Annotated in this window: 20 protein-coding genes; 17 read left to right on the forward strand and 3 right to left on the reverse strand. The window is 73.3% G+C overall.

What is annotated here, in order from left to right; genetic code table 11:
* The first annotated feature begins 40 nt into the window (after positions 1-40).
* The 9 genes from C9F11_RS29525 (at position 41) to C9F11_RS29565 (ending at position 13,422) form a co-directional block, all read left to right on the forward strand.
* The gene (locus C9F11_RS29525) at positions 41-1,486 is read left to right on the forward strand and encodes an aldehyde dehydrogenase family protein (RefSeq protein ID WP_138962112.1); all 1,446 of its coding nucleotides are present in this window, start codon (positions 41-43) and stop codon (positions 1,484-1,486) included.
* A 204-nt stretch (positions 1,487-1,690) separates the two neighbouring features.
* A complete protein-coding gene (locus tag C9F11_RS29530) occupies positions 1,691-3,646 on the forward strand; it encodes an acyl-CoA dehydrogenase family protein (protein WP_138962113.1) in 1,956 nt (651 codons plus the stop codon).
* A gap of 61 nt (positions 3,647-3,707) precedes the next feature.
* Positions 3,708-4,973 (forward strand): 1-deoxy-D-xylulose-5-phosphate reductoisomerase, encoded by a 1,266-nt coding sequence (gene dxr / locus C9F11_RS29535; protein WP_138962114.1) that lies wholly within the window; start codon positions 3,708-3,710, stop codon positions 4,971-4,973.
* Complete coding sequence (locus C9F11_RS29540) at positions 4,970-6,271, forward strand: site-2 protease family protein (protein WP_138962115.1); 1,302 nt, start codon at positions 4,970-4,972, stop codon at positions 6,269-6,271. The genes dxr and C9F11_RS29540 overlap by 4 nt, the downstream gene beginning before the upstream one ends.
* A gap of 219 nt (positions 6,272-6,490) precedes the next feature.
* Positions 6,491-7,645: a flavodoxin-dependent (E)-4-hydroxy-3-methylbut-2-enyl-diphosphate synthase gene (gene ispG / locus C9F11_RS29545; protein ID WP_138962116.1), complete on the forward strand. Its 1,155-nt coding sequence runs from the start codon at positions 6,491-6,493 to the stop codon at positions 7,643-7,645.
* A gap of 568 nt (positions 7,646-8,213) precedes the next feature.
* The gene (locus C9F11_RS29550; protein ID WP_138962117.1) at positions 8,214-10,031 is read left to right on the forward strand and encodes an alpha-L-fucosidase; all 1,818 of its coding nucleotides are present in this window, start codon (positions 8,214-8,216) and stop codon (positions 10,029-10,031) included.
* 104 nt (positions 10,032-10,135) lie between these two features.
* Positions 10,136-10,984: a GNAT family N-acetyltransferase gene (locus C9F11_RS29555; RefSeq protein ID WP_138962118.1), complete on the forward strand. Its 849-nt coding sequence runs from the start codon at positions 10,136-10,138 to the stop codon at positions 10,982-10,984.
* Between the two features lie 40 nt (positions 10,985-11,024).
* The gene (locus tag C9F11_RS29560) at positions 11,025-11,573 is read left to right on the forward strand and encodes a GNAT family N-acetyltransferase (RefSeq protein ID WP_138962119.1); all 549 of its coding nucleotides are present in this window, start codon (positions 11,025-11,027) and stop codon (positions 11,571-11,573) included.
* Between the two features lie 154 nt (positions 11,574-11,727).
* Positions 11,728-13,422, forward strand: a complete 1,695-nt coding sequence (locus C9F11_RS29565) for a proline--tRNA ligase (RefSeq protein ID WP_138962120.1) — start codon at positions 11,728-11,730, stop codon at positions 13,420-13,422.
* 87 nt (positions 13,423-13,509) lie between these two features.
* Here the strand turns inward: C9F11_RS29565 and C9F11_RS29570 are convergent, their stop codons facing one another.
* The 3 genes from C9F11_RS29570 to C9F11_RS29580 all read right to left on the reverse strand — a co-directional run bounded on the left by C9F11_RS29570 (position 13,510) and on the right by C9F11_RS29580 (position 15,473).
* Positions 13,510-14,418, reverse strand: a complete 909-nt coding sequence (locus tag C9F11_RS29570; protein ID WP_138962121.1) for an aminoglycoside phosphotransferase family protein — start codon at positions 14,416-14,418, stop codon at positions 13,510-13,512.
* A 63-nt stretch (positions 14,419-14,481) separates the two neighbouring features.
* A complete protein-coding gene (locus tag C9F11_RS29575; RefSeq protein ID WP_138962122.1) occupies positions 14,482-14,946 on the reverse strand; it encodes a ferritin-like domain-containing protein in 465 nt (154 codons plus the stop codon).
* Complete coding sequence (locus C9F11_RS29580) at positions 14,943-15,473, reverse strand: hypothetical protein (RefSeq protein WP_138962123.1); 531 nt, start codon at positions 15,471-15,473, stop codon at positions 14,943-14,945. Before C9F11_RS29580 ends, C9F11_RS29575 begins: the two co-directional genes overlap by 4 nt.
* A gap of 274 nt (positions 15,474-15,747) precedes the next feature.
* On the opposite strand from C9F11_RS29580, the gene rimP reads away from it, so the two are divergent.
* From rimP to C9F11_RS29620, 8 genes are all read left to right on the forward strand, one after another.
* The gene (rimP, locus tag C9F11_RS29585) at positions 15,748-16,257 is read left to right on the forward strand and encodes a ribosome maturation factor RimP (protein ID WP_138962124.1); all 510 of its coding nucleotides are present in this window, start codon (positions 15,748-15,750) and stop codon (positions 16,255-16,257) included.
* 2 nt (positions 16,258-16,259) lie between these two features.
* On the forward strand, positions 16,260-17,258 hold the full coding sequence (gene nusA, locus C9F11_RS29590) for a transcription termination factor NusA (RefSeq protein WP_138962125.1): 999 nt from the start codon (positions 16,260-16,262) through the stop codon (positions 17,256-17,258).
* A gap of 141 nt (positions 17,259-17,399) precedes the next feature.
* Entirely contained in the window at positions 17,400-17,699 is a 300-nt protein-coding gene (locus tag C9F11_RS29595; RefSeq protein ID WP_138962126.1) for a YlxR family protein, read from the forward strand.
* 147 nt (positions 17,700-17,846) lie between these two features.
* Positions 17,847-20,942: a translation initiation factor IF-2 gene (gene infB, locus C9F11_RS29600; RefSeq protein ID WP_138962127.1), complete on the forward strand. Its 3,096-nt coding sequence runs from the start codon at positions 17,847-17,849 to the stop codon at positions 20,940-20,942.
* Between the two features lie 281 nt (positions 20,943-21,223).
* Positions 21,224-21,520 carry a DUF503 domain-containing protein gene (locus C9F11_RS29605; RefSeq protein ID WP_138962128.1) on the forward strand — a complete coding sequence of 99 codons (297 nt, stop codon included), beginning with the start codon at positions 21,224-21,226 and terminating at the stop codon, positions 21,518-21,520.
* A 47-nt stretch (positions 21,521-21,567) separates the two neighbouring features.
* Positions 21,568-22,023: a 30S ribosome-binding factor RbfA gene (gene rbfA, locus C9F11_RS29610; protein WP_138962129.1), complete on the forward strand. Its 456-nt coding sequence runs from the start codon at positions 21,568-21,570 to the stop codon at positions 22,021-22,023.
* Complete coding sequence (gene truB / locus C9F11_RS29615; RefSeq protein ID WP_138962130.1) at positions 22,020-22,982, forward strand: tRNA pseudouridine(55) synthase TruB; 963 nt, start codon at positions 22,020-22,022, stop codon at positions 22,980-22,982. Before rbfA ends, truB begins: the two co-directional genes overlap by 4 nt.
* Positions 22,983-23,277: 295 nt before the next feature.
* Positions 23,278-26,808, forward strand: a complete 3,531-nt coding sequence (locus C9F11_RS29620) for a serine protease (protein WP_249401927.1) — start codon at positions 23,278-23,280, stop codon at positions 26,806-26,808.
* Positions 26,809-26,895 lie beyond the last annotated feature (87 nt).

The following is a 26,895-nucleotide window of genomic DNA, read 5'->3' on the forward strand; positions in this document are numbered from 1 at the left end:
TACTGCTGAAGACGAACCTCCGCGAAGGGCCGGGATTCGTATGACTTCCATTCACGCCTTCTGGGTCGCCGGTCGCCAGGCCACCGGTGAGACCACGCTCGACGTCACCTCGCCGTGGGACGGGCGACTCGTCGGCAAGGCGGCCGTCCCGACCGACGCCCAGGTGGAGGAGGCCGTCGCCGCGGCCTACGCGGTCCGCGACGAGTTCGCCGCCACCCCGGCCCACGTCCGCGCCGCCGCCCTCGCCCACGTCTCGCAGCGCCTCGTCGAGCGCACCGAGGAGATCGCGCAGCTGATCTCCGCCGAGAACGGCAAGCCGGTCAAGTGGGCCCGCGGCGAGGTCGGCCGCGCCATCTCGGTGTTCCGCTTCGCCGCCGAGGAGGCCCGCCGCTTCAACGGCGGCGAGGCCCAGCGCCTGGACACCGACCAGGGCGGCCAGGGCCGTCTCGCGCTCACCCGCCGCTTCCCGAAGGGCGTCGTCCTCGGCATCGCGCCGTTCAACTTCCCGCTGAACCTGTGCGCCCACAAGGTCGCCCCGGCGATCGCGGTCGGCACGCCGATCATCCTCAAGCCCGCCCCGGCGACCCCGCTCAGCGGTCTGATCCTCGGCGAGCTGCTCGCCGAGACGGACCTGCCCGCGGGCTCGTGGTCGGTGCTGCCGGTCGCCAACGACAAGATGCCCGCCCTCGTCCAGGACGAGCGCCTCCCGGTCATCTCCTTCACGGGCTCCGACAAGGTCGGCTACCAGATCATGGACTCGGTGCCGCGCAAGCACTGCACCCTGGAGCTCGGCGGCAACGGCGCGGCGGTCGTGCTCGGCGACTTCTCCGCCGAGGAGGACCTGGACTGGGCCGCGAGCCGCATCGCGACCTTCTCCAACTACCAGGGCGGCCAGTCCTGCATCTCCGTGCAGCGGGTCATCGCCGACGCCGCCGTCCACGACCGGCTCGTGGCCAAGGTCGTCGAGGCCGTCGAGGCCCAGGTGACCGGCGACCCGTCCGACCCGAAGACCGACGTCGGCCCGCTGGTCAGCGAGGACGCGGCCAAGCGGGTGGAGTCCTGGGTCGACGAGGCCGTCCGGGCGGGCGCCACGCTGCTCACCGGCGGCAAGCGCGACGGCGCCACGTACGCGCCGACCGTCCTCGCCGACGTGCCGGGCGACGTCACCCTCGCCCACGAGGAGGTCTTCGGACCGGTGCTCACGATCACCAAGGCGGACGGCGAGCAGGCCGCCTTCGACGCCGTGAACGACTCCAAGTACGGCCTCCAGGCGGGCGTGTTCACGCACGACCTCCAGGCGGCCTTCCGCGCCCACCGCGCCCTCGAGGTCGGCGGCGTCGTCATCGGCGACGCCCCCTCCTACCGCGCCGACCAGATGCCGTACGGCGGCGTGAAGCAGTCCGGCGTCGGCCGCGAGGGCGTCCGCTACGCCATGGACGACTACACGTACGAGCGCGTCCTGGTCCTCACCGGTCTGGCGCTGTAGCGCACCGACCGACACGGATACGGCCGGAGCCCCCCGCGCACAGCGGGGGGCTCCGGCCGTATCCGCGCATTCGCTGCGCGAGGGCTGGTGAGGACGGGCGGAATCGGGTACCAACGATCGAGTAGCACCGGTGAGTAACCAGCAGCCGGTTCTACGCCGATTCATGATCGGTCCACGATCCCGACTCGCGGCGAGGTGAGCCTCATGACCGCACCAACCACCCCCCCGTCCCCCGCGTCGAAGCCCTCGGTCACCGAACGCGAGGCCCGCCAGGTCGCCGAGGCAGCCCGTGAGCAGGACTGGCGCAAACCGAGCTTCGCCAAGGAGCTCTTCCTCGGCCGCTTCCGCCTCGACCTGATCCACCCGCACCCGCTGCCCGCCACCCAGGACGCCCAGCGCGGCGAGGAGTTCCTGGCCAAGCTGCGCGACTTCTGCGAGACGGAGATCGACGGGGAGCGCATCGAGCGGGACGCGCTCATCCCGGACGAGGTGATCAACGGCCTCAAGGAGCTCGGCGCCCTCGGCATGAAGATCGACACGAAGTACGGCGGCCTCGGCCTGACGCAGGTGTACTACAACAAGGCCCTCGCGCTCGTCGGCTCCGCCAGCCCCGCGCTCGGCGCCCTGCTGTCCGCGCACCAGTCGATCGGCGTCCCGCAGCCGCTGAAGATCTTCGGCACCCAGGAGCAGAAGGACGCGTTCCTGCCGCGCTGCGCCCGCACCGACATCTCCGCGTTCCTGCTCACCGAGCCGGACGTCGGCTCCGACCCGGCGCGGCTCGCGACGACCGCCGTGCCCGACGGCGACGACTACGTACTGGACGGCGTGAAGCTGTGGACGACCAACGGCGTCGTCGCGGACCTCCTCGTGGTCATGGCCCGCGTGCCCCGGTCCGAGGGGCACAAGGGCGGCATCACCGCGTTCGTCGTCGAGGCGGCGTCCGAGGGGATCACGGTCGAGCACCGCAACGCCTTCATGGGCCTGCGCGGCCTGGAGAACGGCGTCACCCGCTTCCACCGGGTGCGCGTCCCGGCCGCGCACCGCATCGGCCCGGAGGGCGCGGGCCTCAAGATCGCCCTGACCACCCTCAACACCGGGCGCCTCTCGCTGCCCGCGATGTGCGTGGGCGCGGGCAAGTGGTGCCTGAAGATCGCCCGCGAGTGGTCGGGCGCCCGCGAGCAGTGGGGCAAGCCCGTCGCGCACCACGAGGCCGTCGGCTCGAAGATCTCCTTCATCGCGGCCACCACCTTCGCCCTCGAAGCCGTGCTCGACCTGTCCTCGCAGATGGCCGACGAGGACCGCAACGACATCCGCATCGAGGCCGCCCTCGCCAAGCTGTACGGCTCCGAGATGGCCTGCCTCATGGCCGACGAGCTGGTGCAGATCCGCGGCGGCCGCGGCTTCGAGACCGCCGCGTCCCTCAAGGCCCGCGGCGAGCGGGCCGTACCGGCCGAGCAGATCCTGCGCGACCTGCGCATCAACCGCATCTTCGAGGGCTCCACGGAGATCATGCACCTGCTGATCGCCCGGGAGGCCGTCGACGCCCATCTGAAGGTGGCGGGCGACCTGATCGACCCGGACAAGACCCTGTCCGACAAGGCCAGGGCCACAGCCGCCGCCGGGGCCTTCTACGCCCGCTGGCTGCCCAGGCTCGTCGCCGGCCCCGGCCAGCTGCCGCGCGCGTACGCCGACTTCGCCCCGGCGGGGCACCCCGACCTGTCCGGTCACCTCCGCTACGTCGAGCGCGCGGCCCGGCGCCTGGCCCGCTCCACGTTCTACGGGATGTCGCGCTGGCAGGGCCGCATGGAGACCAAGCAGGGCTTCCTCGGCCGGATCGTCGACATCGGCGCGGAGCTGTTCGCGATGAGCGCGGCGTGCGTGCGCGCCGAGCTCCTGCGCACCACCGAGGCCCACGGCCGTGAGGCGTACCAGCTGGCCGACGCCTTCTGCCGCCAGTCCCGCATCCGCGTCGACGAGCTGTTCGGGCGCCTGTGGACCAACACCGACGACCTGGACCGCAAGGTCGTCAAGGGCGTCCTCGCCGGTACGTACACCTGGCTGGAGCAGGGCGTGACCGACCCCAGCGACGACGGCCCGTGGATCGCCGACGCGACGCCCGGGGCGAGCCGGAGGGAGAACGTCCACCGCCCGATCCGCTGAGGCCCGGAGCAAGGGGCGGGCCTGGGCCGTCCCCGCGAGGGCACACGCCACAATGGTGGGCATGAGCGAAAGCCCCGCACCCCTCGCCGACCCGCACCTCGTCTTCGACCCCGGCACCGCCGACGGGCCGCGGGAGATCGTCGTCCTCGGCTCCACGGGGTCGATCGGCACGCAGGCGATCGACCTCGTGCTGCGCAACCCCGACCGCTTCCGGGTCACGGCCCTGTCCGCCGCGGGCGGCCGGGTCGCGCTGCTCGCCGAGCAGGCCAGGCGCCTGCGGGTGCGGGCCGTCGCGGTCGCCCGCGAGGACGTGGTGCCCGCGCTCCGCGAGGCGCTGCGCGAGGAGTACGGGGCCGGGGAGCCGCTGCCCGAGATCCTCGCGGGCCCGGACGCGGCCACCCAGCTCGCCGCCTCGCCCTGCCACACGGTCCTCAACGGCATCACCGGCTCCATCGGCCTCGCGCCCACGCTCGCCGCCCTGGAGGCGGGCCGCACCCTCGCGCTCGCCAACAAGGAGTCGCTGATCGTCGGCGGCCCGCTGGTCAAGGCGCTCGCCGAGCCCGGCCAGATCATCCCGGTCGACTCCGAGCACGCCGCGCTCTTCCAGGCCCTCGCCGCGGGCACCCGCGACGACGTCCGCAAGCTCGTCGTCACCGCGTCCGGCGGCCCCTTCCGCGGCCGGACGAAGGCCGAGCTCGCCGACGTCACGCCCGAGGCCGCGCTCGCGCACCCGACCTGGGCGATGGGCCCGGTGATCACGGTGAACTCGGCGACCCTGGTGAACAAGGGCCTGGAGGTGATCGAGGCCCACCTCCTCTACGACATTCCCTTCGACCGCATCGAGGTCGTCGTACACCCCCAGTCGTACGTGCACTCCATGGTCGAGTTCACCGACGGCTCGACGCTCGCCCAGGCGACCCCGCCGGACATGCGCGGGCCCATCGCGATCGGGCTCGGCTGGCCCGAGCGGGTGCCGGACGCGGCGCCCGCGTTCGACTGGACGAAGGCCTCCACCTGGGAGTTCTTCCCGCTGGACACCGAGGCGTTCCCGTCGGTGGGGCTCGCCCGGCACGTCGGGGAGCTCGCGGGCACGGCCCCGGCGGTGTTCAATGCCGCCAACGAGGAGTGCGTGGACGCCTTCCTGGCGGGCGCGCTGCCGTTCAACGGCATCATGGAGACCGTCACCCGGGTCGTCGCCGAGCACGGCACACCGCGGACGGGAACCTCGCTGACCGTGGCGGACGTCCTCGAAGCGGAGACCTGGGCCCGGGCCCGGGCCCGGGAACTGACGGCTTCGACCCAGACGACCGCGGAGGCTCGTGCATGACGACCTTGATGATGATCCTCGGCATAGTCGTCTTCGTGATCGGGCTGCTCTTCTCGATCGCCTGGCACGAGCTCGGCCATCTGTCGACCGCGAAGATGTTCGGCATCCGCGTACCGCAGTACATGGTCGGCTTCGGCCCGACGATCTTCTCCCGCAAGAAGGGCGACACCGAGTACGGCATCAAGGCCATCCCGCTCGGTGGCTACATCCGCATGATCGGCATGTTCCCGCCGGGGCCGGACGGGCGTCTTGAGGCGCGGTCCACCTCGCCCTGGCGCGGCATGATCGAGGACGCGCGCTCGGCGGCGTTCGAGGAGCTCAAGCCCGGCGACGAGTCCCGGCTCTTCTACACGCGCAAGCCGTGGAAGCGCGTGATCGTCATGTTCGCCGGGCCGTTCATGAACCTGATCCTGGCCGTCGTGATCTTCCTCGGCGTGATGATGACCTTCGGCATCAGCACCCAGACCACCTCGGTCGGCAAGGTCTCCGACTGCGTCATCGAGGCCGGCCAGAACCGCGCCACGTGCGAGAAGGGCGACAAGCCCGCCCCCGCCAAGGCCGCGGGCCTCAAGGCGGGCGACAAGATCGTCGCCTTCCAGGGCAAGGACGTGGACGACTGGTCCACGCTCCAGTCGCGCATCCGCGAGACCATCGGCCCCGCCACCATCACCGTCGAGCGGGACGGCAAGCGCGTCGACCTGCACGCCAACCTGATCAAGAACCAGGTCAGCAAGACGGACGGCGACGGCGGCTACGTCGAGGGCAAGTACGTGTACGCCGGATTCCTCGGCTTCACCCCCGCCTCCGGCATCGTCCAGCAGTCCTTCGGCGAGTCCGTCGACCGCATGGGCAACATGATGGAGAACGGCGTCGAGTCGATCGTCGCCCTGCCCTCCAAGATCCCCGACCTGTGGAACGCGGCCTTCGGCGACGGGGAGCGCAAGCAGGACTCCCCGATGGGCGTGGTGGGTGCGGCCCGCGTCGGCGGTGAGGTGTTCACCCTGGACATCCCGCCGCAGAACCAGATCGCGCTGATGCTGTTCCTGCTTGCCGGGTTCAACCTCTCGCTGTTCCTGTTCAACATGCTGCCGCTGCTGCCCCTGGACGGCGGTCACATCGCGGGTGCAGTGTGGGAGTCGCTGCGCCGGAACGCGGCGAAGGTCCTGCGGCGACCGGACCCCGGCCCGTTCGACGTGGCGAAGCTGATGCCCGTGGCCTACGTGGTGGCGGGGATCTTCATCTGCTTCACCATTCTGGTCCTGATCGCCGATGTGGTGAACCCGGTCAGAATTTCCTAGCCGTACGAAGTTTGAGGCGGCCGGGCACCGTGTGTGCCCGGCCGCCTTCGTATGTGCGGTACCGCCCGCCAATGGGTGGACATCGGGGCGGGATGTGCCTGGGGCCTGTGGGGTGCCGTAATCTCGAACCCGCGAACAAGCGATGTTGCAGCGCGATGCCGCGAAGCCCGGAGCCCGCCGAACTCGGGACCTTGATCCATACTTGGGGATGCACGCCAGATGACTGCCGTTTCTCTCGGAATCCCGTCCGTTCCGACCAAGCTGGCCGACCGCAGGGTCAGCCGCAAGATCCAGGTCGGGTCGGTGGCCGTGGGCGGGGACGCACCGGTGTCGGTGCAGTCGATGACGACGACGCGTACGTCGGACATCGGGGCGACGTTGCAGCAGATCGCGGAGCTGACGGCGTCGGGTTGTCAGATCGTGCGGGTGGCGTGTCCTACGCAGGACGACGCGGACGCGTTGGCGGTGATCGCGCGCAAGTCGCAGATTCCGGTGATCGCGGACATTCACTTCCAGCCGAAGTACGTGTTCGCGGCGATCGACGCGGGCTGTGCGGCGGTGCGGGTGAACCCGGGGAACATCAAGCAGTTCGACGACAAGGTCAAGGAGATCGCCAAGGCCGCGGGCGAGGCCGGCACGCCGATCCGCATCGGCGTCAACGCGGGCTCCCTGGACCAGCGTCTGCTCGCGAAGTACGGCAAGGCCACGCCGGAGGCGTTGGTGGAGTCGGCGCTGTGGGAGGCGTCGCTGTTCGAGGAGCACGGTTTCCGGGACATCAAGATCTCGGTCAAGCACAACGACCCGGTGGTGATGGTCAATGCCTACCGGCAGCTGGCGGCCGCCTGTGATTACCCGCTGCATCTGGGTGTGACGGAGGCGGGTCCGGCGTTCCAGGGGACGATCAAGTCGGCGGTGGCGTTCGGTGCGCTGCTGGCGGAGGGGATCGGTGACACGATCCGGGTGTCGCTGTCGGCTCCTCCGGCGGAGGAGGTCAAGGTCGGCATTCAGATCCTGGAGTCGTTGAACCTGCGGCAGCGGCGTCTGGAGATCGTGTCGTGTCCGTCGTGCGGGCGGGCGCAGGTGGATGTGTACAAGCTGGCGGACGAGGTGACCGCGGGGCTTGAGGGCATGGAGGTGCCGCTGCGGGTGGCGGTGATGGGCTGTGTCGTCAATGGTCCGGGTGAGGCGCGGGAGGCCGATCTCGGGGTGGCGTCCGGCAACGGCAAGGGGCAGATCTTCGTCAAGGGCGAGGTGATCAAGACGGTGCCCGAGTCGAAGATCGTGGAGACCCTGATCGAAGAGGCGATGAAGATCGCGGAGCAGATGGAGAAGGACGGCATCCCTTCGGGCGAGCCTGAGGTCAGCGTCAGCTGAGGCCCCTGCCCCGGCCGGGGCCAGGCCCTGGCCGGGGGCGCCGCCTCTTCCACCCGCCCGCCCCGTGACACTCGGGCTCCGCCCGCCCCCGACGCTTGGCGCCGTCCGGCGGTGGGCGTGCAGCCGCCGCTACCGCGGCGGCGTCTCTCCCGCCCACCCCTGACACCCCGGCTCCGCCCGCCCGGCCCCGACGCGTGGCGCCGTCCCGCCGTGGTCGCTCCACCGCGCTGCGCGAGCCGGGCTCACCGCACGCCCCCTGCTGCGGGCAATCGTCCCGCAGGGCGGGACGGGTGGGCACAGCCTCAGGTGCCGCCCAGCCCTTGTGCACAGGCCCCGGCCCAAGCTCTTGACAGCTCCGATGTATCGCAGGACCTTGTTCGGACAGCTCGGCCAGGAGCGTGCTCACTCGTACGCGCTCCCGTATCCGTCGATGCCCGGGGGAGCCGCCGTGTTCCGCACGAAGCGCAAGGTCCGTCCAGGTGAAGGGCGTGCCCGCGGGCAAGGCCTCGCGAAGCTGTCGCTCATCCGGAGAGCCCCAGGTGCGGGGCTTTTGGCAGTGATTCATCCGATGAAAACGGCACGCGCCGCAGCGAATCCCCGCCCGAGGCGCCGAGGCGCCCTGCCCCTGTGGGCCGCCGTCCTGTCCCTCGTCGGCGGGCTGCTGTTCGCCGGGAGCGCGAGCTCCACCGCCCGGCCCGGGGACACCCTCGCCGACCCGCCCCGCCAGCAGCCGCTCCGGGACGCCACCGCCGGGCTCTTCCTGCACTGGGGCATGTTCACGAGCCCCCGGCACGACGACTGCGCGGCCTGGGAGAAGGCCGTCACCGACAGCGGCTGGACGCCCCAGTACTGGGTGGACGAGGCCAGGAAGCTGGGGGCGAGCTACATCGTCCTCGCCACCTTCCACTCCCGCCTCGGCTACGCCCGCCCCTGGCCCTCGAAGATCCCCGGCTCCTGCTCCACGCGGCGCGACTTCCTCGGCGAACTGATCGCGGCGGGCGCGGCCAAGGGCGTCCGCACGATCCTCTACATGACCGACGACCCCAAGTGGCACGACGAGCAGGGTGTCGAGACCCTCGACTCGGCCGCGTACTCCGCCCACAAGGGGCGCGACGTCGACCTCACCACGCGCCCCGGCTTCGGCGAGTTCAGCTACGAGAACTTCTTCGAGGTCATGGACGGCTACCCGAAGCTTTCGGGCTTCTGGATCGACAACGACAACGAGTACTGGGAACAGCACGAGCTCTACGAGCAGATCCGCGAGCGGCGCCCGGACCTGACCCTGAGCAACAACAACGAGGACACCCCGATCATGGACATGGTGTCCCACGAGCAGAAGACGGGCATGACCCCGCCCTACGACCAGCCGTCGGCGATCTGGACGCCCATGCCGCGCCTGACCGAGTCCTGCTACAAGGTGCCGAGCACCGGCGCCTGGTGGTACGACGGCCAGGACCGCCCCGTCGACACGGGCCTCAACGTCGGCCGGTACGTCGCCAACGCGGGCACCTCCATCAAGTCCCTCATGGACCTCCAGGCGATGGTCGACGGCCGCTTCCCGCCCCAGCAGCGGAAGTTCACCGACTTCATGAAGGACTACCTGCCGCCGATCCGCGAGTCCCTGCACGGCGTCGACGGCGGCGGTTACGCCCACGGCGGCATGCAGCCCGGCGCCTGGAACGACGGCGCGTACGGCTACGTCACCGTCAGCCGCGCCCGGCCCACCACGCAGTACGTCCACGTCACCACCCGGCCCACCGGCGGCGACCGGATCGAGCTCCGCGACAACGGCTACCGCGTCACCGAGGTCACCGACCTGCGCACCGGCGAGCGCCTGCCGTTCGGCCAGCGGGACGGCCGCCTCACCATCCGCTCGATCGACGACTGGGACGCCTACGACACCGTCTTCAAGGCCGAGACGGCCCCGCAGCGCTACGGCGTGTACCCCACCGGCTCCGTCAAGGCGAGCCAACCGCAGCTCACCGACGGCGACTTCACCACGTACACGGACAACGGCGGCGCCCTGCCCGCCTCCTTCACGCTCGACCTCGGCCGCGTCAAGAAGGCCGCGTACCTCGGCGTCAACCAGCGCGAGTGGTCTCCCACCCACAACCGCTCCACCTTCGGCAGGCCCGAGGACTCCGCCCGCATCAAGGACTACACGGTGTCCGCCAGCGACGACGGCGAGCACTGGCGCCGGGTCGCCGCGGGCGAGCTGGAGAGCGCCCGCGGCATCCGCTTCGTCGACCTCGGCGACGGACTGCGGACCCGCTATCTGAAGCTGGACGTGGCCACCACCTGGAGCGCCCCCGGCGCCCCGAACTTCTACCGCCGACTCAAGATCGACGAGATCCAGGTCGGCCACGACCACGTGCGGCGCCGCTGACCGCGGGGGCCCGGCCGCCCGGCCGCCCCCGGCGACCGGGCGGCACCACGGAACCTCGCCAGGTACAGTGCGGAGATCAGCAGACCGTATGGTGAGGCCCCGCCGTGTTGACCCAGACCACCACCAGGGTCCTCGAACCGAGTGACCTGGACGCCGCACTCGCCGTGCTCGACCGCGAGCCGGTCGCCAATGCCTTCGTCGCGGCCCGGGTGCAGGTCGCGGGCCTCGACCCGTGGCGCCTCGGCGGCGAGATGTGGGGCTGGTACGCCGACGGCATGCTGGAGTCCCTCTGCTACGCGGGCGCCAACCTCGTGCCGATCTGCGCCACCCCGCGCGCCGTGCGCGCCTTCGCCGACCGGGCCCGCAGGACCGGCCGCCGCTGCTCCTCCATCGTCGGCCCCGCCGAGCCCACCGCCCGGCTCTGGCGCCTGCTCGAACCGTCCTGGGGGCCCGCCCGCGAGGTCCGCGCCCAGCAGCCGCTCATGGTCACCGACCGGCTCCCCGACGACGTCACGCCCGACCCGTACGTCCGCCGCGTCCGCAAGGACGAGATGGAGACGATCATGCCGGCGTGCGTCGCGATGTTCACCGAGGAGGTCGGCGTCTCGCCGCTCGCCGGGGACGGCGGCCTGCTCTACCAGGCCCGGGTCGCCGAACTCGTCGGCTCCGGCCGCTCCTTCGCCCGCATCGACCGGGACGGCCGGGTCGTGTTCAAGGCCGAGATCGGCGCCGTGACGCCCCGGGCCTGCCAGGTGCAGGGCGTGTGGGTGGCCCCCGAGTACCGCGGCCGGGGCCTCGCCGCCCCCGCCATGGCCGCCGTCCTGCGCTACGCCCTCGCGGACGTGGCCCCCGTCGTCAGCCTGTACGTCAACGACTACAACACCCCGGCCCGGGCGACGTACCGAAAAGTCGGCTTCGAGGAAGTCGGCGCGTTCATGAGCGTGCTGTTCTGACCGAGCGCGGCCCCCTGCGGCAGCGAAGTAGGGTTCCCGCATGACTGACGACGTCGTGATCGGCCCCCTCGACCTGGCCACGCGGGTGGACGAGGCACTGCGCGTGCAGGCACTCGCCTTCGGGCTCGGCGACGACGAGGTGGCCGTGCGGCGGCAGATCGTGCTCCGGCACCTCACCTACCCGGGCGCGCGGGCCCTCGGCGCCACCACTCGCGACGGGCGGCTCGTCGGCTTCGTCTACGGCATGCCCAACGACCGCGCCCACTGGTGGTCCACCGTCGTCGAGCCCTATCTGCGGGCCCGGCGCACCGACGGCTGGCTCGACCACTCCTTCGTGATCACGGAGCTGCACGTGCGGCCCGGCTACCAGAACCAGGGCATCGGCCGCACCCTGATCACCGGCATCACGGACACCGCCGCCGAGCCCCGCTCGATCCTCTCCGCGATCGACGCCGAGAGCCCGGCCCGGGGCCTGTACCGCTCGCTCGGCTACACGGACCTGGCCCGCCAGGTGCTGTTCCCCAGCGCCCCCAAGCCGTACGCCGTGATGGGCGCCCCGCTGCCGCTCGCGCGCCGAGCGGCCCCATGACCGATTTCCGCCCGCGCCCGTGCCCCGGATAACCTGCGCCCATCATCTTTAGGTAGCAGCCAGGGGGGATTCAGCCCGTCCGGCGCTTGAGGACGAGGCCGAAGGCCGATTCACGGCACCGGACGCCCCCGTCAGAGGAACGCAGGAGTTCATCATGGCCCAGGTCCAGCGCATGTCCCGGTTGATGGTCAAGACACTGCGCGACGACCCGGCGGACGCCGAGACGCTCAACCACAAGCTGCTGGTCCGCGCCGGTTACGTACGCCGCACCGCCGCCGGCATCTGGACCTGGCTGCCGCTCGGCAAGAAGGTCTACGAGAACGTCGCCCGGGTCGTCCGCGAGGAGATGGACGCCATCGGCGGCCAGGAGGTCCTCCTGCCCGCCCTGCTGCCCAAGGAGCCCTACGAGGCGAGCGGCCGCTACGAGGAGTACGGCGACCTGCTGTTCCGCCTCAAGGACCGCAAGGGCTCCGAGTATCTGCTCGGCCCCACCCACGAGGAGATCTTCACCCAGGTCGTCAAGGACCAGTGCGCGTCCTACAAGGACCTGCCGGTGATCCTCTACCAGATCCAGACGAAGTACCGCGACGAGGCCCGCCCGCGCGCGGGCGTCCTGCGCGGCCGCGAGTTCCAGATGAAGGACTCGTACTCCTTCGACACCAGCGACGAGGGCCTCGCCGAGGCCTACGCCCTGCACCGCGCCGCCTACCAGCGCATCTTCGAGCGCCTCGGCCTCGACTACCGCATCGTCTCCGCGGTCTCCGGCGCGATGGGCGGCTCGGCGTCGGAGGAGTTCCTGGCCCCGGCCCCGGCCGGCGAGGACACCTTCGTCGACTGCCCGGCGTGCGACTACGCGGCCAACACCGAGGCCGTGACCTTCGCCCTGACGCCGGTCGAGGGCGCCCAGCACCCCGCCGCCGAGGACCTCGACACCCCCGACACGCCGACGATCGAGACCCTCGCCCAGCACCTGGGCGTCCCGGCCTCCGCGACGCTGAAGAACCTGCTCGTCAAGGTCGACGGCGAGATCGTCGCCGTGGGCGTGCCCGGCGACCGCGAGGTCGACCTCGGCAAGCTCGCCGAGCACCTCGCGCCCGCCGAGGTCGAGCTGGTCACCGCCGAGGACTTCGAGGGCCGCGACGACCTCGTGCGCGGCTACATCGGCCCGCAGGGCCTGGAGAAGGTCCGCTACCTCGCCGACCCGCGCGTCGCGCCCGGCACGGCGTGGATCACCGGCGCCAACAAGCCCGACACGCACGCGAAGAACGTCGTCTGCGGCCGTGACTTCGAGGTCGACCAGTACCTGGACGTCGTCGTGGTCCAGGAGGGCGACCCCTGCCCCGCCTGCGGCGCCGGGCTCAAGCTCGACCGGGCCATCGAGATCGGCCACATCTTCCAGCTCGGCCGCAAGTACGCCGACACCTTCCAGCTCGACGTGCTCGGCCAGAACGGCAAGCCCGTGCGCGTGACCATGGGCTCGTACGGCATCGGCGTCTCGCGCGCCGTCGCCGCCCTGGTCGAGCAGACCGCCGACGAGCAGGGCCTGTGCTGGTCCAAGGAGATCGCGCCCGCCGACGTCCACGTCGTGGCCGCGGGCAAGGCCGTGCAGACCGAGCTCGCGCTCGACGTGGCCGAGCAGCTGAACGCCGCCGGGGTGCGGGTCATCGTGGACGACCGCGCCGGGGTCTCTCCCGGCGTCAAGTTCACCGACGCGGAGCTCATCGGCGTCCCGAAGATCCTCGTCGCGGGCCGCCGCTCCGCCGAGGGCGTCCTGGAGCTCAAGGACCGCCGCACCGGCGAGCGCGAGGAGCTCCCGGTGGCCGACGCGATCGCCCGCCTCACGGCGTAACGGCCCGCGAACGCCGGACGGGCCGGAGGCCGCCGCAAGCGGCACTCTCCGGCCCGTCCGGCGCTGTCGCGCGCCCGCGGTGAGGGGCTACAGCCAGTCCGCGAACTCCAGGAGCAGCTCCGCGTCCTGGGCGCGGCCCACGCGCAGGGCCCGGACGCCCGACTCCACGGCCCGGAACAGCGTCCACCCCCGCAGCCGCTCCTGGTCCACGTCGAGGGACTCGGCGAGCCGCTTGACGCGCCGCCGCGTCACCGCCGCCCCGGACGGCGTCGCGATCAGGTCCTCGACCCGGTCCCGCACGAGCCGCGCCAGGTCGAACGCGCACTCGCCCACCACCGGATCGGGCCCCACCGCCAGCCACGGCACCCGCTCGGCCGCGAGCACCTTGCTCTGCCGGAAGGTGCCGTGCAGCAGCCGCTCCTCCGGCGGGTCCGCGAGCAGCTCCGCGCGCGCCGCGAGGGCCGCGTCCACCAGCGGGGCCAGGTCCGGGTCCGGCTGGGCCCGCATCGCGTCGGCCTGCCGCCCCGTCCGCTCGGCGACCGTCTCGAAGCGGTGCCCGGCGGGCGGCGCCACCCACAGCCGCCGCAGCGTCCCCGCGGCCTCCAGCATGGACTTGGCCTCGGGCAGGGAGCGTACGGAGACGTCCCGCTGGAGCCGTTCGAGCAGCAGGACGCCGTCGCCGGGCCCGGTCTGACCGTCGTCGAGCAGCCGCACCGCCCCGAGCCCGCCCCAGTGGGCGAGCGCGGCCCGCTCACCGGCGGGCCGCGAGCGCGGCGGCACCAGCTTCAGGACGGCGGGGGACCCGTCGGCCCGCCGCACGAGCACGACGAGGCTGCTGCGGCCCCCGGGCACCTGCACCCGCTCGACGGTCAGGCCGAGCCCGGCGACGGCCTCATCGGTGCGCGTAGCAAGGCTCCCCAGCCAGCGGTCGGTGTCCGCGTCGCCCGGCGTCTCGCCGAGCGCGCGGACGAGGCGCGGCGGCGGTTCGAAAGCCATGCGCGAGGTGTTCCTTTCCCAGCCCGGTCCCAGCAGCGCTGGGGTGCGTGTGCGGTGGCGGGATCACGCCCGCGGTGCCGCGGACGGGTCCCCGGACCCGCCGGCCCGCTCGGCGAGCCCAGGGAAGGCTACGCTCCCGCCGCGCCACCGCGCCGCCCGGACCGCCGCCTCCCGCAGCGCCTCGGCCGCGACGGCCCGCGCGTCGCCCTCGGCGGCCCGCACCAGATCGGCGTACACCCCGGCGAGCCGCTCCTCCAGGGCGGCCGCGAGCCGGACGGCGGCCGCCGCGTCCGGCACCGGGAACGGCAGCGCGTACGCGGCCGCCGACGGCTCCGGGTCCCCGTCCAGCCTGCGCACCGCGCGGCGCAGCTCGTCACGGCGCGCCCGGTGCGCGTCGTAGGCGGTGCGGGCCTCGGCCCGGCGGGCGTCGCCGACGCGGCCGCCGACGACCCCGTAGCCGTACACGGCCGCGTGCTCGGCCCGCAGCGCCGCCTGCACCGCCGCCAACTCGTCCTTGCGCGCGCTCACTTGTCGTCCCCCTCGCCGTTGCCTTCGGCGCCCTTCTCCGTCAGCAGGTACGCGTGCGCCGCGCCCGCGGCGGCGACGGACGCGAGCAGCCGGGCCAGCTCGCCCGGCGCGTCCAGGAGCTGCTTGCCGCGCCGCCGGGCCAGCTCGCGCTCGGCCGCCGCGAGCAGGCGCAGGGCGTCCTTGCGGTCGCCGGGCACGGGCGGCTCGGCCGCGCGCTCCGAGGCGGCCGGGGCCGGCTTCGGCCCGCCGTCCGCGAAGGCCTTCGCGTGCCGGGCCACCTCATCCCGCAGCGGCCGCAGCCGGGCGGACAGGGGGGCGTGGGCCGCGATCACGGCGTCGTAGCGGCGGAGCAGCTCGGCGCTGTCGCGGGCCGCCCGGGCGCGCAGCCGCTCGGCGTCGGCGGAGCGCCCGTCGCCGGACCCGGCGTCCGAGCAGCCGGTGAGCAGCACCGCGCCGGCGGTCCCGGCGAGCAGACTTCTGCGGCGCGGCCCGGGTCGGGACCGCGAGAGGGTGGGATACGACGGCACGGCGGGCGTCCTCGGGAGGCGGGCCGGGAGGGCGCGGGGCAGGGCGTCCCTCGGACGGCGAACGGTGGCGGCGGCACAGAACGGGCCGAGGCCCGGTGATCACCGTACCTTCGCGCCCTCCTCGCACGCGTGACCGGCTCGGTCCCGCACGCGCGTACGGAGCCGGGGGACGGGCACCCGGCCCGGTGGACGGCAACACCCTCCCGGACCGGATACCCTTTGACCAGACACGCGACGATCCCACAACAGCACACGCGGCCGAGGAGTCACCCGGATGAGCACCACCCAGAGCGAGAGGCTGCGGGAACTGCTGGAACCGCTCGTCAGCTCCCAGGACCTGGATCTCGAAGAGATCGAAGTGGCCTCGGTCGGACGCAAGCGGGTGCTGCGAGTCGTCGTCGACTCCGAGGACGGCGTGGATCTGGACCGCATCGCGGATGTGAGCCGTGCGCTCTCCGCGAAGCTCGACGAGACCGACGCGATGGGCGAGGGTGAGTACACCCTGGAGGTCGGTTCCCCGGGCGCCGAGCGCCCGCTCAAGGAGCAGCGCCACTACGAGCGCGCCATCGGGCGCCTCGCCCGCATCCAGCCCGCCGACGGCGCCGACGTGGTCGCGCGCATCGTCGGGGTGGACGACGAGGGCGTCGACCTGGAGGTGCCCGGCGTGAAGGGGCGCAAGCCCACCGCCCGCAGGCTGGCCTTCGGCGACATCGTCAAGGCGCGCGTGGAAGTCGAGTTCAGCCGCAAGGACGACAAGAACATGAAGGAAGAGGAGGAGGCGTAGCCGTGGACATCGACATGAGTGCCCTGCGGGGCCTGGTGCGGGAGAAGGAGATCTCCTTCGACCTGCTGGTCGAGGCGATCGAGTCGGCCCTCCTCATCGCCTACCACCGCACCGAGGGAAGCCGCCGCCACGCGCGCGTGAAGCTCGACCGGGAGACCGGGCACGTGACGGTCTGGGCGAAGGAGGACCCGGAGGACATCGAGGAGGGCCAGGAGGCCCGCGAGTTCGACGACACTCCGTCCGACTTCGGCCGGATCGCGGCCACCACCGCCAAGCAGGTCATCCTGCAGCGGCTGCGCGACGCCGAGGACGACGCGACGCTCGGCGAGTACGCCGGGCGCGAGGGCGACATCGTCACCGGTGTGGTGCAGCAGGGGCGCGACCCCAAGAACGTGCTCGTCGACATCGGCAAGCTCGAGGCCATCCTGCCCGCCCAGGAGCAGGTGCCGGGCGAGGAGTACCCGCACGGCATGCGCCTGCGCAGCTACGTGGTCCGGGTGGCCAAGGGCGTGCGCGGCCCGTCCGTGACGCTCTCGCGCACGCACCCGAACCTGGTCAAGAAGCTGTTCGCGCTCGAGGTCCCCGAGATCGCCGACGGCTCCGTGGAGATCGCCGCCATCGCGCGCGAGGCCGGGCACCGCACCAAGATCGCGGTCCGCTCGACCCGCTCCGGGCTGAACGCCAAGGGCGCCTGCATCGGCCCGATGGGCAGCCGCGTGCGCAATGTGATGGGCGAGCTCAACGGCGAGAAGATCGACATCGTCGACTGGTCGGAGGACCCGGGGGAGATGGTCGCCCACGCGCTGTCCCCGGCCCGGGTCAGCAAGGTCGAGATCGTCGACCTGTCCGGCCGCTCCGCCCGGGTGACGGTCCCGGACTACCAGCTGTCCCTGGCCATCGGCAAGGAGGGCCAGAACGCCCGCCTCGCCGCCCGGCTCACCGGCTGGCGGATCGACATCCGTCCGGACACCGAGCAGCCGGGCCAGGACGGCGGGAACTGACCTTCGCGAGGGGGGATCGCGCGGGTCCGGAAATCCGGTTGCGCGAGCCCCCCTCGCCCTGGTCACGTTACTGATCAAGACAACAACCGTTCGATTCTTGCCCCAAAGGGGTGAGGTCGGTACGGGGAGGTAGACTTAAGCGTGTCTGGCCGGACGCAAGCCCGCGCATGCCCTGAGCGCACCTGTGTGGGGTGCCGGGAGCGAGCGGCCAAGGACGAGCTGCTGCGGATCGTGGCGATCGAGGGCACCTGTGTCCCCGATCCACGCGGTACGCTGCCCGGCCGGGGTGCGTATGTACACCCCGCCCTGGTCTGTCTCGACCTGGCGGTCCGCCGCCGGGCGTTCCCGCGGGCCTTCCGGCTCCAGGGACCGCTCGACACGGCGGAGCTGCGCGGGAATCTCGAGGCGGCCGAGACCGTTGCCGAGCAGGCAACACCGTAAGACGTGCCGCACGGAGCCCCTGTGCGGTCCTGGTACCTCGCGAGTTGGAAGTAGGTCGAGATTGCGATGAGCACTCGATGAGTACGCGATGAGTACGCCCATGAAGTAGCGACGGTCCGGCGGTAACCCGGACCTAAAAGGAGCGAAGTGGCTAAGGTCCGGGTATACGAACTCGCCAAGGAGTTCGGAGTTGAGAGCAAGGTCGTCATGGCCAAGCTCCAGGAACTCGGTGAATTCGTACGTTCGGCGTCCTCGACGATCGAGGCGCCCGTAGTACGCAAACTGACTGACGCACTGCAGCAGGGCAACGGCTCCGGCAAGCCCGCCCCGCGCAAGTCCGCCGCGAAGCCCGCGGCACCGTCCCCCGCGCAGGCCGCCCGTCCGGGTCCGGCCGCGCCCAAGCCCGCGCCGCGTCCGGCGGCCGCGGAGAGCCCGGCCAAGCCCGCGGCCGCCCCGGCGACCCCGGGTCCGCGTCCGACGCCGGGCCCGAAGCCGCCCGCGCCGAAGCCGGCTCCGGCCGCGCCCGCGGCTCCGGCTCCGGCCGCTCCGGCCCCGGCCGCGCCCGAGTTCACCGCGCCGCCGTCGCCGGCCCCGGCCGCGGCGTCCTCCGGTGCTCCGGCCGCGCCGCGCCCCGGCGCCCGTCCCGGTGCCCCGAAGCCCGGTGGCGCCCGTCCGGCGCCCGGCCAGGGTCAGCGTGGCGGCGACCGTCAGGGTGCTCCGCGCCCCGGCGGCCAGGGTGGCGCCCCGCGTCCGGGCGGTGCCCGTCCCGCGGGTCCGCGTCCGGGTAACAACCCCTTCACGTCCGGCGGCTCCACCGGCATGGCGCGCCCGCAGGCGCCCCGTCCCGGCGGTGCCCCGCGTCCCGGCGGCGGCCAGGGCGGCCCCGGCGGCGCCCCGCGCCCGCAGGGCCAGGGCGGTCCCGGCGGCGCTCCCCGTCCGCAGGGCCAGGGCGGTCCCCGCCCGACCCCGGGCGGCATGCCCCGTCCGCAGGCCCCGCGTCCCGGCGGCGGCCCCGGCGGCAACCGTCCGAACCCGGGCATGATGCCGCAGCGTCCCGCCGCGGGCCCGCGTCCCGGCGGTGGCCCCGGTGGCGGCCGCGGTCCCGGCGGCGGTGGCCGTCCGGGCGGTGGCGGCGGCGGTCGTCCCGGCTTCGCCGGTCGTCCGGGTGGTCCCGGTGGCGGCGGCGGCTTCGCCGGTCGTCCCGGTGGTCCCGGTGGCGGCGGCGGTCGTCCGGGTGGTCCCGGTGGCGGCGGCGGTGGCTTCGGCGGCCGTCCCGGCTTCGGTGGCCGTCCGGGTGGTCCCGGTGGCCGTGGTGGCACGCAGGGCGCCTTCGGCCGTCCCGGCGGTCCCGCGCGTCGCGGTCGCAAGTCGAAGCGGCAGAGGCGCCAGGAGTACGAGGCCATGCAGGCCCCGTCGGTCGGCGGCGTGATGCTGCCCCGCGGCAACGGCGAGACCGTTCGCCTGTCGCGCGGTGCCTCCCTCACCGACTTCGCCGAGAAGATCAACGCCAACCCGGCGTCGCTCGTCGCGGTGATGATGAACCTCGGCGAGATGGTCACGGCCACGCAGTCCGTCTCCGACGAGACGCTGCAGCTCCTCGGCGACGAGATGAACTACACGGTTCAGATCGTCAGCCCCGAGGAGGAGGACCGCGAGCTGCTCGAGTCGTTCTCCATCGAGTTCGGCGAGGACGAGGGCGGCGAAGACGCGCTCATGTCCCGTCCGCCGGTCGTGACCGTCATGGGTCACGTCGACCACGGTAAGACCCGCCTGCTCGACGCCATCCGCAAGACGAACGTCGTCGCGGGCGAGGCCGGTGGCATCACCCAGCACATCGGTGCCTACCAGGTCGCCACCGAGGTCAACGGCGAAGAGCGCGCGATCACCTTCATCGACACCCCGGGTCACGAGGCGTTCACCGCCATGCGTGCCCGTGGTGCGAAGTCCACCGACATCGCGATCCTCGTGGTCGCGGCCAACGACGGTGTGATGCCCCAGACGATCGAGGCGCTGAACCACGCCAAGGCGGCCGACGTGCCGATCGTGGTCGCGGTCAACAAGATCGACGTCGAGGGCGCCGACCCGACCAAGGTGCGCGGTCAGCTCACCGAGTTCGGTCTGGTGGCCGAGGAGTACGGCGGCGACACGATGTTCGTCGACATCTCCGCCAAGCAGGGTCTGCACATCGACTCCCTGCTTGAGGCCGTGGTCCTGACCGCGGACGCCTCGCTCGACCTGCGGGCCAACCCGGAGCAGGACGCGCAGGGCATCGCGATCGAGGCCCACCTGGACAAGGGCCGCGGCGCCGTCGCGACCGTCCTGGTCCAGCGCGGTACGCTCCGCGTCGGCGACACGATGGTCGCCGGTGACGCGTACGGCCGTGTCCGCGCGATGCTCGACGACAAGGGCGAGAACGTGGAAGAGGCGGGTCCGTCGACCCCGGTCCTCGTCCTCGGTCTCACCAACGTCCCGGGCGCGGGCGACAACTTCCTGGTGGTCGACGAGGACCGTACGGCCCGTCAGATCGCCGAGAAGCGCGCCGCCCGCGAGCGCAACGCCGCGTTCGCCAAGCGCGTCCGCCGCGTCTCGCTCGAGGACCTGGACAAGGTGCTCAAGGCCGGCGAGATCCAGCAGCTCAACCTCATCATCAAGGGTGACGCTTCTGGTTCCGTCGAGGCCCTGGAGTCCTCCCTGCTCCAGCTGGACGTCGGCGAGGAGGTCGACATCCGCGTGCTGCACCGCGGCGTGGGTGCGGTCACCGAGTCGGACATCGACCTGGCCATGGGCTCCGACGCCATCGTCATCGGCTTCAACGTCCGTGCGGCGGGCCGTGCCGCGCAGATGGCGGAGCGCGAGGGCGTCGACGTCCGCTACTACTCGGTGATCTACCAGGCCATCGAGGAGATCGAGGCGGCCCTCAAGGGCATGCTCAAGCCGGAGTACGAAGAGGTCGAGCTCGGCACGGCGGAGATCCGCGAGGTCTTCCGCTCGTCCAAGCTGGGCAACATCGCGGGTGTGCTCATCCGCTCCGGCGAGGTCAAGCGCAACACCAAGGCGCGCCTCATCCGCGACGGCAAGGTCATCGCGGAGGAGCTCAACATCGTCGGTCTGCGTCGCTTCAAGGACGACGTCACCGAGATCCGCGAAGGGTTCGAGGGCGGTATCAACCTCGGCAACTTCAACGACATCAAGGTCGACGACGTCATCGCGACGTACGAGATGCGCGAGAAGCCGCGGGCTTAGCGTTCGCAGGGTCGGGGGTTGCTCCGGGGCTTGGCCCCGGCGCGACCCCCGACCCCTTTTCGGCGCTCCGCGCCTCGTCCTCGAACGCCGGACGGGCTATGAACAGCCCCTCCGGCGTTTGAGGAGCGGGGTCCGGGGCGGAGCCCCAGGAAACGGGACGGGTAGGGGCGGCGGGGGCGAAATCCCGTCGAGCGATCCGCCCGTTCGTTGTACCGTTCTGGGTGACCCCGCCGCGCACTGGCGGGCCACCGATCCCGGACCGGCGGGTTATCCGGGCACACATGTTTGTGGGGACGCTGTCCTTCGACCTGCTCCTCGGCGACGTACATTCGCTGAAGGAGAAACGCTCCCTCGTCCGCCCGATCGTGGCGGAACTCCAGCGGAAGTACGCGGTGAGCGCGGCCGAGGTCGGCCACCAGGAACTGCACCGCAGGAGTGAGATCGGCATCGCGCTGGTCTCCGGGGACGCGGCGCACCTCACCGAGGTACTGGACCGGTGCGAACGGCTCGTCGCCGCCCGGCCCGAAGTGGAGCTGCTGTCGGTACGGCGGCGGTTCCACGGTGACGACGACGAATGACCCCCTGAACGACCAGCGACGAGCACAGCACAGAAGGAGACGGAGCAGTGGCCGACAACGCGCGGGCGAAGAGGCTGGCGGACCTCATCCGAGAGGTGGTGGCCCAGAAGCTGCAGCGCGGGATCAAGGACCCGCGGCTCGGCACGCATGTCACCATCACGGACACCCGGGTCACCGGTGACCTGCGGGAGGCGACCGTCTTCTACACGGTCTACGGCGACGACGAGGAGCGCGCGGCCGCGGCCGCGGGCCTGGAGAGCGCCAAGGGCGTCCTCCGCTCCGAGGTCGGGCGCGCGGCGGGTGTGAAGTTCACGCCGACGCTGACGTTCGTGGCGGACGCGCTGCCCGACAACGCGCGGGCCATCGAGGACCTCCTCGACCGGGCGCGCGCCTCGGACGCGAAGGTCCGCGAGGCCTCCGCGGGCGCCGATTTCGCCGGTGAGGCGGACCCGTACCGCAAGCCCGGTGAGGACGAGGAAACGGACGGCGACGCCGCCTCATGACCAAGCGCACCACCACCACGGACGAGAGGGGCGAGCGCGCAGCGCTCACAGACAAGGGCGGCGGTGGGAGACGGGAGGACGGACTTGTCATCGTCGACAAGCCGTCCGGCTTCACTTCGCACGACGTGGTCGCCAAGATGCGGGGCATCGCCAAGACCCGCCGCGTCGGCCACGCGGGCACCCTCGACCCGATGGCCACGGGCGTCCTCGTGCTCGGCGTCGAGCGCGCCACCAAGCTCCTCGGCCATCTGGCGCTGACGGAGAAGGAGTACCTGGGCACGATCCGGCTCGGCCAGTCCAGCGTCACCGACGACGCCGAGGGCGAGATCACGGCCTCCACCGACGCCTCCGGCATCGGGCGGGACGCCGTCGACGCGGCCGTCGCCAAGCTCACCGGCGACATCATGCAGGTGCCGTCGAAGGTCAGCGCCATCAAGATCGACGGCAAGCGCTCGTACAAGCGGGCGCGCGAGGGCGAGGACTTCGAGATCCCGGCCCGGCCGGTGACGGTGTCGTCCTTCCAGGTGTACGACGTCCGCGCCGCGGTCGCCGAGGACGGCACGCCCGTGCTCGACCTGGTCGTGTCCGTGGTCTGCTCCTCCGGTACGTACATCCGGGCGCTCGCCCGGGACATCGGCGCGGACCTCGGCGTCGGCGGGCACCTCACGGCGCTGCGCCGCACCCGCGTGGGCCCGTACAAGCTGGACTCGGCGCGGACCCTCGACCAGCTCCAGGAGGAGCTGACGGTGATGCCGGTCGCGGACGCGGCCGGCGCGGCCTTCCCGCGCTGGGACGTGGACGCCAAGCGGGCCCGGCTGCTCGTCAACGGCGTGCGGATCGAGATGCCCGAGGAGTACGCGGGTGCGGGGGCCGTGGCCGTCTTCGATCCCGACGGACAGTTCGTGGTCCTGGCCGAGGAGTCGCGCGGCAAGGCCAAGAGCCTCGCCGTGTTCGTCTGACGGCCCTCGCGCGGGCCTGCCGGGGAGCGGCGCTTTGAGCGCCGCTCAAGGCTGCTGGGCCTGACGGCACTTGGCCTTTCGCGCTGTGGAGCGGCGGACGACTGTCCGCCGCTCCACAATCCCCCCCAAGGAAGGTCTATCCACGCCCACCCGGGCTTTCACCCCTATGAGCAGGCGCTCGGAGTGAACCACGGGAGCGGAAGGGGGCGCGTTCGGCTCGCGTTCTGTCCCGCTGATCACCGCCGACCTACGGTCGGAGGAACGGGGGTCGGGAAGCGGTCGGGGAGGTGCGCGCATGGCGGGACGTGGCCCGCGGGCCCGGGGCGGCGGGGACCGGGCCCGGGGCCGGAGCGGGGCGGCCGCGGAGCCGGTCGACGGCGGCGGGCCCCGGTGGTCCCTGGTACGGATCTGCGACCTGGCGGGGCGCCCGCGCGGCGCCGGGTTCGCCGCCGACGACCTCGGCACCGTGATCACCAGCCACGAGGCCGTCGACGGTCTCGCCCGGATCGTGCTGCACGCGGCGGGCGAGCGCACCTGCGTCGTGGCCGCCGACGCCGTGACGGCCCTCCCCGGGGCCGACCTGGCGCTGGTGCGCACCGAGGGCCTCGGCCTCAGGCCGCTGCCCGTCACCGTGCGCGGGACCGTGCCCGTGGGCTCGTACGTACGGATCGCCGCGGGCGGCTGGCGGCAGGCGCGGGTCCTGGACTCCGCCTCGGTGACCTATGCCGCCACCGACCGCTTCCACGTCCTGGACGCCGCCATGGAGCTCGCCATCGGCACGGACGGCGCCGACGCCCTGCGGCTCGGCGGCGGGGCCGCGGGCGGGCCCGTCGTGGACGCCGCGTCCGGCGCGGTGCTCGCCGTCCTCGCCACCGCCGTGCACGCCCCGCACCGCGCCGCCGGTTTCGCGGTGCCGCTGCGGGAGGCGGCCGCCGCCGACCCGGACGGACCCCTCGCCGCGCTCCTCGCCCGCAACGCGGCCACCGTGCCCGCCTACGGGCCCGATCTGAACCTCGCGGGCGCGCTCCAGCTGACCGCCACCTCCGTGGGCTCCGACGGCCCCGCCGCCCCCGGGCCCGAGCTGGTCGAACGGCCCGACACCGCACGGGAGTTCACCGACTTCACCAGCGGCCCCGCGCGCGTCCTCGGGCTCGTCGGCGACCCCGGCACCGGGCGGACCACGGAGCTGGCCGCGCTCGCCGCCCGCCGCGCCCGGGGCGGCGCGCCCGCGCCCACCCTGTGGCTGCGCGGCGCCGATCTGCGCGACGCCGACACCTGCGTGGCCGACGCGGTGGCGCGCGCCCTGGAGCGGGCCGGGCGCATCATCGCCGCCTCGGACGAGAACCACCCGGCGGGCGAAGGCCTCGGCGACATCTCCGCGGGCCGCGTCGCACGGCTCGTCCGGGACGCCGGGCGGCCCCTGCTCCTGCTGCTCGACGGGCCCGAGGAGATGCCGCCCGTCCTCGCCCACCGCCTCGCCGAATGGAGCACGGGCACCGCCGGATGGCTGCGGGACACCGGGGCGCGGCTCGTCGTCGCCTGCCGTGCGGAGTACTGGGAGCGGGCCGGGGAGCACTTCCCCGCAGCCCTGCTGCACACCGGGGCCCAGACCGCCGCCGGCCGCCCGGGGCCGGGCGTTCCCGGCGCCCTCGGGGACGCGCTGCCCGGCTGCGTACGGCTCGGGGACCTGCCGGAGCCGCAGGCGCGCCGGGCCCGCGCGCGCTACGGCATCCCGGACGCGGCCCTCGCCGCCGCCGACGCCCGGCACCCCCTCGCGCTGCGGCTGCTCTCCGAGGTCCGGGCCGCGCTGCCCGGCGAGCCGCCGGGACGGCCCGGACGGGAGGAGATCCTCGCCGCCCATCTGGACCTGATGAGCCTGCGCGTCGCCGTCCGCCTCGCCGCGGCCAACGGACTGCGCGGGACGGCCGTGCGCCGGCTCGCCGCACGGGTGGCGGGCCAGGTCCACGAGGCGGCGCGGCGGTGCCTCGGGCCGGGGCAGGGGGAGCTCGACCGGGCCGCGTTCGAGGAGGTCTTCCCGTGGGGCTCCCTGCCGGGGCCCGACGGCTGCACCGGCTGGGCCTCCGCGGTCCTCGCGGAAGGCCTCATGGTCCCCGCGGGCACCGGGTACCGCTTCGCGCACGAAGAGGTCGCCGACTGGCTCCAGGGCACCCATCTGGACGTGGAGGGCGCCCTGACGTCCCTCGTCTTCCGCCACGCCGAGGGCCCGGCCCCGGCCACCCGCTCCCTGCCGGTGCCCCGGCACCGGATCGGCCCCGTGCTCGAAGCGCTGCTGCTCGTCGAGCGGCAGTGGGGCGCGGGGGAACTCGCCGTGTGCCTGGCCCGGTTGGCGGCCGCCGTCGAGGCGCTCGGCACGACGGCCGTCCGCGGCGCCGCGCCACCGGAGGGCGCCCAGGACGCCGCCTGGTGGGCCAGGCACCTCCTGGGCGAGGTCCTCCTGCGCGTCCCCGACGCCAGCCCGTATCTGGACGTGCTCCGCGAGATCGCCGCGCACCGGCGGTTCCCCCCGGCCTTCTGGATGACCCTGCCCCTGCCCGACGCCACCCGCTACGACCTCCTGCGGGCCGTCGTGCCCCACGACGGCCCGCCCGGCACGCCGGGCCGCGTCCTCGACGCGGTGGCCGAGCACCTCGCCGCCGACCCCGGCGCCGTCCAGCGCCACCTGACGCGCTGGTTCACCGACGAGAGCCCCCTGCGGGCCACCCCCGACGCCACCGTCGCCTCCGCCGCGCAGGCCCTGCTGCACACCCACCGGCACCGCGCCATCGACGACCTCACCGAAGCCCTGGCCGACTGCGCGCACACCCGCGCCGACGAACTCCTCGGCGCGCTCGCCGAGGACGAGCCCTCGGCGGTGTGCCGCGCCGTCGACCGCTGGGCGCGCGACGACCGGGCGGCGCGCCGCGTGGCCGCCGTGGTCTGGGGCCTGCGCACCGCCCGGCACGCCACCGGCGACGCCGACCGCACCCTGCTGCGGTACGCGGCCTACGCGCTGCTCGCCCGCCCGGGGGACGCCTCCCTGCACGGCGCGGCGCTCGCCCTGCTCGTACGGGACCCGCAGACCCGCGCCCGGCATCTGCCCACCGCCCTGAAGGCGTTCGCGGCGGGCGACCCGTGGCTGCCGGGGAGCGCCCTGGCGGCGGCCCTGACCACCGACCCCGATCCGGTGCTCGCGGCCTTCCGCGCCCGCCTCCACGGCCCCGGCACGGCGGCCGGAGACCTGCTGCGGGACCTCGCGGGAGTGACCTCGCCCGCCCTGGCGCGCCGCGTCGCGGCCCTGGTCCGCGACCACGCGGAGCAGTGCCCGGAGTCCGCGGGGGCCGTGGCCACCTACGTCGACCTGCTCCTCGACCGGGGCCCCGGCGTGCGGGCCGTGCTGTTCCCGACGGTCACCGCGCTGCTGCGGAGCGGCGCCACCCAGGTGCGCCGTGCCCTCGCGCCGGTCCTCGCGGCGCCCGGCGGCCAGGCCTCGCGGCCGCTGCGCGCGGAGCTGCTCGACCTGCTGCTCGCCCAGGAGCGGGACCCGGACGTCGTCGAGGCCGTGCTGCGCGCGGTCGGCGAGCGCGGCGGCGACGCCGAGCGGGACCGGCATTTGGTGCAGCGCGCGGGCCTGCTGCTCGGGCGCACGCCGGAGGGCGCGATCCGCTTCGACCGCGTCCTGGTGGACCTGGCGCGGCGCGCGCCGGGGTTCGCCGGGCGCCTCGCCCGCTGGATGGCGGACGCCCCGCAGGACTGGGCGGCCCTCATCGGCCCGAGCGCCCGCCGCACCGTCGAAGGGGTCGCGGACGCCGTCCCCGTGTCGGCGTGAGCTCCCCAAGTCGGCGTGAGCACCACCACCCCGGCCGATGCGAGCGACAACGTGTCGGCATGGCACTCTTAGACCTGCGCAATCGGC

Origin of the sequence: Streptomyces sp. YIM 121038 (genome assembly GCF_006088715.1) — a bacterium.
Classification (GTDB): Bacteria; Actinomycetota; Actinomycetes; order Streptomycetales; family Streptomycetaceae; genus Streptomyces.